The sequence below is a fragment of the Anoxybacillus sp. genome (genome assembly GCF_036834105.1).
Taxonomy (GTDB): Bacteria; Bacillota; Bacilli; order Bacillales; family Anoxybacillaceae; genus Anoxybacillus.
Genome location: NZ_DAITON010000010.1, coordinates 1 through 12,655, shown reverse-complemented (window position 1 = coordinate 12,655; position 12,655 = coordinate 1). Strand labels below are relative to the sequence as shown.

General features: G+C 40.6%; 13 protein-coding genes and 1 pseudogene. 12 read left to right on the top strand and 2 right to left on the bottom strand.

What is annotated here, in order from left to right; all coding sequences use genetic code 11:
* Positions 1 to 48 precede the first annotated feature (48 nt).
* The 6 genes from V7Z64_RS02175 to phoU all read left to right on the top strand — a co-directional run bounded on the left by V7Z64_RS02175 (position 49) and on the right by phoU (position 6,753).
* Positions 49 to 2,202, top strand: a complete 2,154-nt coding sequence (locus tag V7Z64_RS02175; RefSeq protein ID WP_219985079.1) for a peptidoglycan D,D-transpeptidase FtsI family protein — start codon at positions 49 to 51, stop codon at positions 2,200 to 2,202.
* A gap of 113 nt (positions 2,203 to 2,315) precedes the next feature.
* Positions 2,316 to 3,281 carry a PstS family phosphate ABC transporter substrate-binding protein gene (locus V7Z64_RS02170; RefSeq protein ID WP_297989245.1) on the top strand — a complete coding sequence of 322 codons (966 nt, stop codon included), beginning with the start codon at positions 2,316 to 2,318 and terminating at the stop codon, positions 3,279 to 3,281.
* Between the two features lie 76 nt (positions 3,282 to 3,357).
* On the top strand, positions 3,358 to 4,308 hold the full coding sequence (gene pstC / locus V7Z64_RS02165; RefSeq protein WP_297989243.1) for a phosphate ABC transporter permease subunit PstC: 951 nt from the start codon (positions 3,358 to 3,360) through the stop codon (positions 4,306 to 4,308).
* A 2-nt stretch (positions 4,309 to 4,310) separates the two neighbouring features.
* Positions 4,311 to 5,192: a phosphate ABC transporter permease PstA gene (gene pstA / locus V7Z64_RS02160; protein WP_297989241.1), complete on the top strand. Its 882-nt coding sequence runs from the start codon at positions 4,311 to 4,313 to the stop codon at positions 5,190 to 5,192.
* A 26-nt stretch (positions 5,193 to 5,218) separates the two neighbouring features.
* Entirely contained in the window at positions 5,219 to 6,031 is an 813-nt protein-coding gene (pstB, locus tag V7Z64_RS02155; RefSeq protein WP_297989239.1) for a phosphate ABC transporter ATP-binding protein PstB, read from the top strand.
* 62 nt (positions 6,032 to 6,093) lie between these two features.
* Complete coding sequence (gene phoU / locus V7Z64_RS02150; protein ID WP_297989237.1) at positions 6,094 to 6,753, top strand: phosphate signaling complex protein PhoU; 660 nt, start codon at positions 6,094 to 6,096, stop codon at positions 6,751 to 6,753.
* A gap of 35 nt (positions 6,754 to 6,788) precedes the next feature.
* On the opposite strand, the gene V7Z64_RS02145 is transcribed toward phoU, so the two are convergent.
* The gene (locus V7Z64_RS02145) at positions 6,789 to 7,196 is read right to left on the bottom strand and encodes an endolytic transglycosylase MltG (RefSeq protein ID WP_297989235.1); all 408 of its coding nucleotides are present in this window, start codon (positions 7,194 to 7,196) and stop codon (positions 6,789 to 6,791) included.
* Complete coding sequence (locus V7Z64_RS02140; RefSeq protein WP_297989233.1) at positions 7,193 to 7,510, bottom strand: hypothetical protein; 318 nt, start codon at positions 7,508 to 7,510, stop codon at positions 7,193 to 7,195. Before V7Z64_RS02140 ends, V7Z64_RS02145 begins: the two co-directional genes overlap by 4 nt.
* A gap of 144 nt (positions 7,511 to 7,654) precedes the next feature.
* On the opposite strand from V7Z64_RS02140, the gene V7Z64_RS02135 reads away from it, so the two are divergent.
* The 6 genes and pseudogenes from V7Z64_RS02135 to V7Z64_RS02110 all read left to right on the top strand — a co-directional run.
* Positions 7,655 to 10,042, top strand: a complete 2,388-nt coding sequence (locus V7Z64_RS02135) for a sugar phosphate nucleotidyltransferase (protein WP_297989230.1) — start codon at positions 7,655 to 7,657, stop codon at positions 10,040 to 10,042.
* 80 nt (positions 10,043 to 10,122) lie between these two features.
* Positions 10,123 to 10,272 (top strand): 50S ribosomal protein L33, encoded by a 150-nt coding sequence (gene rpmG, locus V7Z64_RS02130; RefSeq protein WP_003394001.1) that lies wholly within the window; start codon positions 10,123 to 10,125, stop codon positions 10,270 to 10,272.
* Positions 10,273 to 10,326: 54 nt separating this feature from the next.
* Positions 10,327 to 10,896 carry a 5-formyltetrahydrofolate cyclo-ligase gene (locus tag V7Z64_RS02125; RefSeq protein WP_297989221.1) on the top strand — a complete coding sequence of 190 codons (570 nt, stop codon included), beginning with the start codon at positions 10,327 to 10,329 and terminating at the stop codon, positions 10,894 to 10,896.
* Between the two features lie 160 nt (positions 10,897 to 11,056).
* Entirely contained in the window at positions 11,057 to 12,007 is a 951-nt protein-coding gene (locus V7Z64_RS02120; protein WP_297989220.1) for an L-lactate dehydrogenase, read from the top strand.
* A gap of 76 nt (positions 12,008 to 12,083) precedes the next feature.
* On the top strand, positions 12,084 to 12,269 hold the full coding sequence (locus V7Z64_RS02115) for a hypothetical protein (protein ID WP_297989217.1): 186 nt from the start codon (positions 12,084 to 12,086) through the stop codon (positions 12,267 to 12,269).
* Between the two features lie 59 nt (positions 12,270 to 12,328).
* Positions 12,329 to 12,655: pseudogene (locus V7Z64_RS02110) on the top strand (rhomboid family intramembrane serine protease); the annotation flags it as partial.

Here is a 12,655-nt window from a genome sequence, read left to right as displayed (position 1 = left end):
TTTCTTTTACAATGAGGAAGGAGCAAGTAAAGGAGGTGCTCGCTCGTTTTGAAGCAAATACAACAAGCTCAAAAAGTAAAGAAAAAGAAAAAAAGAATGCAGTTGCCGTTTCGGTTAAACGTATTGTTTTTTTTCGTATTTTTACTGTTTTCGGCTCTTATTTTAAGATTAGGCGTTATTCAAATTGTTTACGGTGAACAATATCGGAAAGAAGTAGAACGAACGGAAAACGTCACAGTGAATACACCGGCACCGCGCGGAAAAATTTATGACCGCAATTACCAAGTCGTTGTCGATAACGAACCGCTTCATGCGATTACGTACACACGCACACAAACAACAAAGCCTTCAGAAATGATTGACATCGCCAAAAAGCTAGCGACATACATTGAAAAGCCGACGGATCGTGTGACAGAACGAGATATAAAAGACTATTGGATTTTGACGAATGAAGAAAAGGCTAAGGCGAAAATTACAGAAAAAGAATGGAAGCAGTTTCGGGATAAAAAATTAAAAGATAAGGACATTTATCGATTGCAACTAGAGCGCATTACGGAAGAAGATGTAAAATGGATTAAAGAAAAAGAACTTGAGGTTGTTGCTATTTTTCGGGAAATGAACAGCGGTTACGCACTAACGCCGCAAATGATTAAAAATGATGGGGTAACGGATGAAGAGTATGCAGTCGTTAGCGAGCATTTAGAAGAGCTGCCCGGTGTAGATGTGACGACAGATTGGAATCGTCATTACGCATACGGTGACACGTTTCGCACAGTGCTCGGAAACATTACGTCATCAGAAGAAGGATTGCCGCGCGAAAAGCTTGACTACTATTTAGCGCGCGACTACAGCCGAAATGACCGCGTTGGAAAAAGTTATATTGAAGCTCAATATGAAGATGTATTGCGCGGACAAAAAGCAAAAATAAAAAACGTAACCGATAAAGCTGGAAACATTATTGAAACGATTGAGATATCGCAAGGACAGCGTGGAAAAGATATCGTTTTAACGATCGATATGGAATTGCAAAAACGGGTCGAGCAAATTATCGAGGAAGAATTAACGACGATGAAGCGTCGGAGTGGGACTGAATTGCTTGATCGCGCCTTTGTTGTCATGATGGATCCACATACAGGGGAAGTTTTATCGCTAGCTGGAAAACGATATACACGTGATGAAAATGGAAAAGTTGTGCTGAAAGATTATGCTTTAGGAACGATTACATCCGCTTATGCGATGGGATCAGCCGTCAAAGGGGCTACCGTCTTAACCGGCTTTCAAACAGGTGTCATTCGTCCGGGAACGGTGTTAGTTGATGAGCCGCTATATATTAAAGGAACGCCGACGAAAAAGTCGCATAGTGGCATTCGACCTGGCCCAATGAACGACTTAAAAGCGCTTGAAATGTCATCGAACGTTTATATGTTTAAAACAGCTATTGCGATCGCAGGTTCTACGTATCGTCCGCATCAAGCGTTGCCGATTAAAAAAGAGGCGTTTTCTATTATGCGCCGTTATTTTAATCAATTTGGTTTAGGTGTGAAAACAGGGATCGATTTGCCAGGAGAAATTATCGGATGGCCTGGTCAAAGTACGCTCCCGGGGCATTTGCTTGACTTGGCAATCGGACAATTTGATGTATACACACCTATTCAAATGGCTCAGTATGTTTCAACGATCGCTAACGGTGGATATCGCGTGCAGCCACATGTTGTAAAAGAAATTCGTGAACCAATTAGCGAAAAAGATCAAATCGGAAATGTGATTTATTCGTTTGAACCGAAAGTGTTAAATCGCGTCGATATGAAAACAGAATATATTGAGCGTGTGCGAGAAGGATTTTACCGTGTAATGCACGGTTCAAACGGAACAGCGCGCGCGTTTTTCGCTAATGCTCCTTATGACCCGGCCGGAAAAACAGGAACAGCCCAAGCGTTTTATGATGGACCGATTCAATCGCGCCGAATGGCACAAACGTATAATTTAACGTTAGTTGGTTTTGCGCCTTACAACAATCCCGAAGTCGCGTTCGCTGTCGTTGTGCCATGGGTATATCAAAATCCAAAAAACCATTATCCGATCAATAACTATATTGGGAGAAAAATTTTAGATGCGTATTTTGAATTAAAAAAAGAGCGGCAAACCAATGAACAATCCTCTACCGAATCGTTGCATAATGATGAACAAACGATGGAAAGATAGAAGAAAGCGAATTTACAAAAGCTTAACATTTCGTTAAAACGAATTTAATACCTTTCCATTATGCTATAACACGTAGGACAAAAACGAATGAAAAAGTAGGGGGAAATCAAAAGATGAAGAAAAACAAATGGTTTGCACTCGCAGGAATGACAAGCGCTGTATTAGCATTCACAACAGCATGTGGTGGAAATAGCGCTGAGCAAGGCGGAGAAAATGGTGGAGAACAGTTAAGCGGAAACGTTGTTGTTGACGGATCATCAACCGTTTATCCAATTATTGAAGCAGCCGCTGAAGCGTATGCGGGTGAACAGCCAGATGTGAAAGTATCTGTTGGTTTGTCCGGAACGGGCGGTGGATTTGAAAAGTTTACGAAGGGAGAAACAGACTTTTCAAACGCTTCTCGTCCAATTAAAGATGCTGAAAAAGAAGCTGCTGAGAAAAATGGCATTCAATTTGAGGAACTTCAAATCGCATTTGATGGCCTTTCGATTTTAGTGAATAAAGATAACGACTGGGTTGATTATTTAACAGTCGATGAGTTAAAGAAAATCTTTGCTTCAGGTGCAGTAAACGGCGATGACAAAGTAAAATGGTCGGACATTCGTCCAGAGTGGCCAAACGAAGAAATTAAGTTGTTCTCGCCAGGACACGATTCTGGGACGTTCGACTATTTCGATGAAGTCATTTTAGATGGACAACCGTTAAATAAAACAGCGCAATTATCTGAAGATGATAACGTGCTTGTGCAAGGAATTGCAGGCGATAAAAACGCTCTCGGTTACTTCGGATTTGCGTATTACATCGAAAATAAAGATAAATTAAAAGCTGTACCAATTGATAGCGGAAATGGTCCAGTTGAACCGACGCATGAAACAATTCAAAGCGGCGAGTATGCACCACTTTCGCGTCCGTTATTTACGTATGTTAGTGTGAAATCATTAAAAGAAAAAGCGCAAGTGTACGACTTTGCGAAGTTTTTATTAGAGAACGGTGCAGAGTTTGCTGAAGAAGTTGGTTACGTCGCGCTTCCACAAGAGAAATACGATGAGCAGTTGAAAAAGATTGAAGGGTTAAAATAACAATAAAAGTGGGATGAGAAGCGACCGCATCGTCGCTTCTCATCTTTCCATGAAATTGGAAAGGGGTTTTCACATTATGGCGATGACAGATGGGAATCGTTCATATTCTGTCCGTGAAATGATTAGAGAGAATAAGAAAAAACAAAACGGACAGCAGTTTATTGAATGGTTAATGCCAAAATTGTTACTGTTGACAGCAACCATTTCTGTTTTAACGACGATCGGCATTTTATTTACGTTATTGTTTGAAACATTTATTTTCTTTGAGCGAGTATCTATTGTAGAGTTTCTAACGAGTAAAGAGTGGCTTCCATGGGATGAAAAAAACGGATCGTTCGGTATTGCTCCGCTCGTGACAGGAACGCTTTTAACGACAGCAATTGCAATGCTTGTAGCGATTCCGATCGGCTTAGCTTCAGCGATTTACTTGAGTGAGTATGCGTCTGAAAAAGCACGGAAAGTATTGAAACCGATATTAGAAGTATTGGCGGGAATCCCGACAATCGTATATGGATTTTTCGCGTTAACGTTTGTTACACCGCTTTTACAAAAAGTTATTCCTAATTTAGGGATTTTTAACGCGTTAAGCCCAGGTATTGTCATGGGAATTATGATTATTCCAATGGTTGCTTCTTTGTCTGAAGATGCGATGAGTTCCGTACCGAATTCAATTCGTGAGGGGGCGCTCGGTCTTGGTTCGACAAAACTAGAAGTGGCATTGAAAGTCGTCCTTCCTGCAGCGACGTCAGGTATTGCGGCATCGTTTATGCTTGCCATTTCTCGCGCTGTCGGTGAGACAATGATTGTAGCAGTAGCAGGTGGTTCATCTCCAGTATTTACATTCGACGTAACGAAATCGATTCAAACGTTGACAGCCTACATCGTACAGGTGACTACAGGAGATGCAGGTTATGGAACAACGGTATATTACAGCATTTACGCTGTTGGTATGACGTTATTCGTGTTTACATTGGCTATGAACTTACTTGCGCAATACATTTCTCGTCGCTTTAGGGAGGAGTACTAATCATGGAAAAATTAATCGACAAACAACGTGTCGTTCAATACATGAACGGTCGTCTGTTGCGCAACAACGTGTTGAAATTTTTATTTTTCTTGGCGACATTATTTGGCTTAATCGTTCTCGTCGTCCTTCTATATCGGATATTCACTCAAGCAATTGGCTGGTTAAATGTTGACTTTTTAAATAATTTCCCGTCTCGTCGTCCTGAAAACGCAGGGATAAAAGCGGGATTAGTCGGCTCACTTTGGTTGATGGTAATCGTTGCTCCTGTTTCGCTCATCCTTGGAGTCGGAACGGCAATTTACCTTGAGGAATATGCGAAGAAAAACCGTTTTACTGATTTTATCCAAACGAACATTTCAAACTTAGCAGGGGTTCCATCGATCGTATTCGGTTTGCTTGGTTTGACGATTTTCGTTCGCGAATTAAATCTAGGGCGCAGCATTTTAGCAGCAGGTTTGACGATGAGTTTGCTCGTTCTTCCTGTCATTGTCGTTGCAGCGCAAGAAGCTATTCGCGCCGTGCCGAATCAATTGCGCGAAGCATCGTATGGTATGGGGGCAACGAAATGGCAGACGATTTATCGCATCGTTCTTCCAGCGGCCATTCCTGGTATTTTAACAGGTAGCATTTTGGCGCTGTCACGTGCAATTGGTGAAACCGCGCCGCTTGTCGTTTTAGGTATTCCGACGTTTTTAGCGTATTTGCCACGCGGCATTCTTGATACATTTACTGTCATGCCGATGCAAATTTACAACTGGACGTCGCGTCCGCAAGCTGATTTCCAAAACGTCGCAGCTGCCGGAATTGTCGTGTTGCTCGTTGTGCTCATCTTTATGAACTCGATTGCCATTTTCATTCGCAACAAGTTTCAAAAACGTTATTAATTGCGCGTTGAAAGGGGAACTTATCCATGGAATTAACAGTTGTGAAAGAACGTAAAAATAAGCAAGCTGAAGAACGAAGCGAAAAAAACGCAGTGTATCGCACGAAAAATTTAAATTTATGGTACGGCGAACATCATGCGCTAAAAAATATTGATTTAGATATTTACGAAAATGAAGTAACAGCTATTATCGGTCCATCAGGCTGTGGAAAGTCGACATACATTAAGACGTTAAACCGAATGATTGAGCTTGTACCAAGTGTGCGTACGTCTGGGGAGATTACGTATCGTGGCCGTAACATTTTCGACAAATCGTATCGCGTCGAGGAATTGCGTACGCAAGTGGGAATGGTATTCCAAAAGCCAAACCCCTTTCCGAAATCAATTTATGATAACGTAGCGTACGGACCACGTATTCACGGCATTCGTGATAAGAAAATTTTAGATGAGATTGTCGAAAGAAGTTTGCGTGGTGCGGCAATTTGGGATGAAGTGAAAGATCGTTTGCACACGAATGCGTACGGATTATCAGGCGGGCAACAACAACGTTTATGTATTGCCCGCTGTTTAGCGATTGAGCCGGATGTCATTTTAATGGATGAACCAACGTCTGCGCTTGACCCAATCTCTACATTAAAAGTAGAAGAACTCGTTCAAGAATTAAAGAAAAATTATAGCATCATTATCGTTACGCATAATATGCAACAAGCTGCGCGTATTTCCGACAAAACCGCCTTTTTCTTAAATGGGGAAGTCGTCGAGTATAGCGATACAGATAAATTATTTTCTAATCCAGATGACAAACGAACAGAGGATTATATTACGGGACGATTTGGATAAAAAAATCGTGCGAGCGTACTCGCACGATTTTTTCAAAATACAAAAAGGGGGAGTGTGGTTCAATGGCTGTACGTGAGAAATTTGATTACGATTTACAAACGTTGCGCGATCAATTGTTACAGCTCGGAAGCTTAGCAGAAATTGCATTAACACAATCATTTGAAGCATTGAAAACGAAAAATAACGATTTAGCGCTACAAGTGCTTGAAAATGATGCAAAAATCGATTTGCTTGATGAAGAAATTAACGATTTCGCTATTTTATTAATTGCGAAACAGCAACCAGTTGCCATTGACTTACGTCGTATTATCGTGGCCATTAAAATTGCAACAGATGTTGAGCGCATAGCAGATTTTGCGGTAAATATTGCAAAATCGGCGATTCGAATTGGAGAACAGCCGTTTGTGATTTCGTTAAATAAGTTAGAAAAAATGCATAATATAGCAGTCAATATGCTTTCATTAACGTTAAAAGCGTACTATGAAGAGGATGTTATTGCAGCTAAAAAAGTGGCAGATATGGACGATGAAGTCGATCGTTTGTATGGGGAGACGATTCGTGAACTGCTTGAGCGGACGAAGGCCCATCCTGACGCCATGTCACAAATTACACAACTATCTTTTACTGCTCGCTACATCGAGCGCATTGCTGATCATGCAACAAACATCGCTGAAAACGTGTTTTATTTAGTAAAAGGGAAACATTATGACTTAAATGACTAAATAAAAAGGATGCCCACGTACGTGCGTGGACATCCTTATTTTGTTATTTGGTGTGCAATTTGTTCATACGACATATCGCTTGTAATGACGTATGTTCCGGGGCGCACAGCGCGTGTCAACTGATGCGTATCAAGGTATGTTAAAAAGGATTGTGCATTATCAATAATGCGAGCTTGCTCAAGGCGTTTAGCAATGTCTCGACTCGTTTCCCCTTTTTCGATCGTTAACGTATAAATGTACGTTTGTTTTGGAGAGGATGTCGTGTTTCTTTTTTCTGTTTTTCGTTTTTCTAGCTCAGCAGCCAGCTTGTTTCGTTCAGCCATAAGCTGCTCATATTGTTGTTTCGTTATGTGTTTATCGTCGACATACATGTTATAAACGATAGCCAACATAGTTGTAGCAAACAATATGCCAGCCGCAAATGCACGTGTTGTTTTTCTCATCGTTCATTCCTCGCGATCGTTATGCTCACTTCATCGATCGGCATATTCAGTTTCCGAGCAATTTGTTCTTTTGTCCACCCTTGCTTATATAAGTTCCATATTTGTTGTTCGTTTGAAAACGGCTCGCTCCCAATCAGCAATTCCTCTTCTATCGCTTTAACTCGTTTTTTGATCTCATATAATTGTTGCATGGTGGACAATGTCAGTTGTTCTACTTGTTCTTCTACTTCTTTCGTGCTGTCTTTTTGGAAAAAAGAAATAAGTAACAGTAAAGCAGCAAAAGAAACAAGGCCAACAAATGTATATTCGATCATGCTTTTCACCCCATTTTATTATACATAGGAATGTAGTTGTCATGCATCATTTTTACGTAAAATCGACAATTTTCGTATATTGTCCGAATATGATTGTCATGATATGATGGAAAAAAGTGTGCTTTCACTTGGGGGGGATACGTTGTGAAAGCGGTCATTATGGCGGGGGGAAGAGGAACGCGACTACGCCCTTTAACTTGCCATGTTCCGAAACCGCTCGTGCCGATTATGAACAAACCAGTGATGCAGTATAGTATTGAATGGTTAAAACGATACGGAATTACAAATATTGCTGTAACCGTTCAATATTTAAGTGACGAGATTGTTCGCTATTTTGGTGACGGGCGGCGGTTCGGTGTGCGGCTTCATTATTTTGAAGATGACATACCACTTGGAACGGCAGGAAGCGTGAAACATGCGCAATCTTTTTTAGACGATACGTTCGTTGTGATCAGCGCAGATACAATTACAACAATTGATCTGCAACAAGCGCTAGACTTTCATTTCTCCAAACAAGCAATAGCTACCGTTCTTATGCACCACGAAGCTATTCCTCTTTCATACGGTGGAATTGTAACAGATCGACACGGAAAAATAGTTCATTTTGTGGAAAAACCAAAATGGAATGAAGTATGTAGCGATTTAGTGAATACAGGCATTTACATTTGTCATCCAACCATCTTTGATCATATGCCAGAACACCCACCTTACGATTTCAGTCAACATATTTTTCCACATCTCATTCAAAACGGATATCCGATATACGGATGGCAAGCAGATGGGTATTGGTCTGATATTGGTGTCATTGAACAATACCATCAAACACATATCGACTTCATGAATCGTCATTTCGTTTCACCGCATTATAGGGAAATTGCGCCTGGAGTATGGATTGGTGAGCGGGTTGAGATTGCGCCAGGGGCAAAGTTGGAGGGACCGATTGTTATTGGGGATGATGTATGTATTGACCAACATGCCTTGATTGGTCCTTACACAGTCATTGGTGCCGGTTCATTCATTGGAAAGTATGCGTCGCTAAAACGCTCGATCGTTTGGTCGGACGTGTATGTAGATCAGCAAAGTGAATTGCGAGGGGCGATCGTGGCGAACGATGTGTACATCGGTAAAAAAAATGAAATATTTGATTACGCGGTCATTGGAACGAAGTGTAAATTAGAAAATAAGGTAAAAGTACAACCTTCAGCAAAAATTTGGCCGAATAAAACGATTGCTGAAAAAACGAGGGTAAAGGAGGCGATCGTATGGAAAGAACGACAGATGAAAGCATCGTTTAGTGAGCGGGGAATGAAAATACGGGCAGCTGATGTGCAGCCGTCACTCATTGTGCAGCTTGCATCAGCATATAGCAACTTATATAAAAAGGAAAGCTGTATATTAATCGGTTTTGACGATCATCCGCTTTCTGAAACGATTAGCACGTTATTTGCCCAATGTTTGCACATGTATGGTATGTACACAAATGTATATGACGGAGCATATTTGCCTGCTTTTCGGTATATCATCTCGAATAAGCGTTATCAAGGAGGCATATTTATCGCTACAAATGAACATGATGAAGTAACAATTGACATATACGATGAATACGGCTATCCCATCGCTCGAAAAGAGGAGCAAGCGATTGAACAGCAAATGGGATATGAACAAACTCGTTATATGTCAATGACTTATATCGGTAAAGCAATCGAACAAAAAGAAGACGATGATATGTACGTTCACGCATTGCGGCAATGGGTTTCTTTTTCCTCATTAGATCAATGGAAAGTGGTTGTGTGTAGTTCCCCTTTGTTACGAGAAGTGATTGAACATACGCTTCAGTCGTTCGCTATTGAAGTAATTTGGACAGCAGATCAAGATGAGGAGTACATGAGGGACGAAATACAAAAGACACAAGCCCATTTTGGAATTGCGTTTGATCATTTTGGAGAACGTTTTCGAGTTTTTGACGGGCGAGGAATGGCTTTAACAAATGAAGAAGTCATCGCTTTACATGTATTAGTATCCCTTTTGTTTAGTGAAACGAAAAAAGTAGCAGTTCCTTCTTGGGCGCCGTCCGTTTTGCATACGCTAGCAGAACGTTTACATGGCGAGATAATTTATGTCAAAGATACGAGACGAGACTTTCTTTTTGCCCATCATCATGAACCGTTTCATTTTTATTTTGATGGATTATATGCGTGCATACAACTGTTGCACTTGTTAGTGATTGAACGTTGCTCCCTCCGCGCCATTTTGTCGTCCATTCCGACGATCCATTTATCGTGTCGTCATGTGTATTGCTCATGGAATGAACGTGCTGCTGTGATGCGCAAGTTGCTAGAAGACGCAAGCGACAAGCGGGTTGATTTTACAGATGGAATGAAAGTATATCACGAAGACGGGGCATGGACGTTAATTTTACCGAAGCTTGATGAACCGACGTTGACCATTTATTCACAAGCGGCAAATGCTCAAAAGGCAAAAGAATATACGAAATACTATATAAAGAAAATTCGGCAATATCAAAACGTATAAAATTCATATGGAATTTGTTTAAAAAAAATGATATGATGGAAAGGTGTGATTATAATACTTTTGTTTGGAGGGAAAGAACGATGCGTGTAAATATTACGTTAGCATGCACAGAATGCGGCGAACGCAACTATATTTCAACAAAAAACAAGCGCAACAATACGGAGCGTCTTGAATTGAAAAAATATTGCCCACGAGACAAAAAAGCAACGCTTCATCGTGAAACGAAGTAAGCAGCAGGAACTTTCTCCTGTTGCTTATTTTTTTATGAAAGAGGGGGAAGGATAATGGATAAGAAATTATTGCGACAGCAGATGAAACAACGTATTTTACATATGACAAAAGAAGAGCGTAAGAAAAAAGAAACAATCATTCACGACATACTATTTCAGCAACATAGTTGGAAAAAAGCACATGTAATTGGCATAACGATATCGCGGCAAACCGAAGTGGATACAATGGCCATTATTGAACGGGCATGGCAAGAGGGAAAGAAAGTTGCGATTCCAAAATGCGACGTGCGGACGAAACAAATGATATTTCGAGAAATTTGCTCGTTTCAACAAACAGAACGCTCTTTTTTTGATTTATATGAACCGATTGTGGAAAAAACGCAAGAAGTGCAAAAGCACGATATACAACTGTTATTTGTTCCGGGGCTCGCTTTCGTTCGCCGAGGGTATCGGCTTGGCTACGGAGGAGGATATTACGACCGATATTTAGTAGACTTTTCTAACGATACCGTCTCTCTCTCGTACGACTGTCAAATTGTTTCTACCCTACCGGTCGAAACACATGACATTCCTGTTCAAATCGTCATTACGAATGAAGGAATTATCGTTTGTGAAAGCGAATAACAAAACAGTATAAGCGTTTTCATATCATACAGGTGAAAAAATTAACAAAATGTTAATAATTCATGCCTTATAAACTTTGTGAAACAGTGTACAATGTAAGTGTGAAACAGATAAACAATGCACATATTGTAAAATAACATAAACGAAAGGTGGAAGAACAATGTCTAATCAAGTGAATCGTGTCGTCTTAGTCGGGACAGGTTTTGTCGGTTCAAGTTATGCGTTCGCACTTTTAAACCAAGGGGTAACAGAAGAACTAGTACTTATTGATATCAATAAAGAAAAATCAGAAGGAGATGCGATGGACTTAAACCACGGCATGCCGTTTGCTCCGTCGCCAACGAAAATTTGGTTTGGAAATTATGAAGACTGCAAAGATGCAGATCTCGTTGTGTTAACAGCTGGAGCAAATCAAAAGCCGGGGGAAACAAGACTAGATTTGGTGGAGAAAAATACGAAAATTTTCAAGAATATTATTGATCAAGTGATGGCGAGTGGATTCGATGGTATTTTTCTCGTTGCGACAAACCCTGTTGATATTTTGACATATGCTACATGGAAATTTTCAGGTTTACCAAAAGAGCGCGTTATCGGTTCAGGTACGATTTTAGATACAGCTCGCTTTCGTTATTTGTTAGGTGAATATTTCCATGTCGATACACGCAATGTGCATGCTTATATTATTGGTGAGCATGGAGATACAGAGTTGCCGGTTTGGAGTCATGCATTTATCGGGTGCCGCCCCATTGCTGATATGATGAAAGAGAAAACTGAATATAAACAAGAAGATTTAGATCAAATTTTTGTGAATGTGCGTGACGCAGCATATCAAATTATTGAGCGAAAAGGTGCGACATATTATGGAATTGCTATGGGTCTCGTTCGTTTGACAAAAGCGATTTTACAAAATGAAAATAGCGTTCTTACCGTATCCGCTTATTTAGAAGGTCAATACGGACAAAGCGATATATACATTGGTGTACCTGCGATCGTCAATCGCAACGGCATTCGCGAAGTTGTCGAATTGCAATTGAATGAGACAGAAAAGGAAAAATTTACTCATTCAGCAACTGTATTAAAAGATGTTATGAAGCGTGTTGGATTACAATAGGTTGTCTCATCATGAGGCAACCTTTTTATAATTTCGTTTTGAAAAGGGAACGGTAAAAACGAGGAGGTTGATCATATTGAATGGGAGAACATGGATTTTCACCTTACTTGCCGTACTAGTTCTTTATCGGTTTCGCTATCGGTTACTGAATGAAGTATTGAAACGGGAATCTGTTCGAAAGCGGCTTGTGCAATGGGGGATGTCTATTCCGTTCATTCGCCATCGCCTTATGCCCACATTATTTTTACAAAAGTACAAATAGTTGCGCTTTGTAAAAGAGTATGGTAAAAGAGGGGTATAATAGCGAAGGGAGAGGGAAGGTTGAGCATTCGCTTTGATTTTGTATATTGGCAAATGATGTTCCAACTTTTAAAAGCAGATCATGAAATCGTCTATTTGTCGTCTGACGAAAGAGAAGCTTGGCTACAGTCCACGCGCGAGCGAAAAGCGCCCCTCGTTCGCCTCGTTCGCGCGGACATCGATTGGGGCATATCGTTAAAACGCGATATACAACGTGCGCTTATTGCTGTCGATGAATGGCGAAGGAAACAGTTTCGCCGCCAGCTTCATGTCATTAACATATATGTGATGATGTATCCTCCAGTTGACGATTGGGAATTATATGTGCAGCATTCGTCAACAAATGAT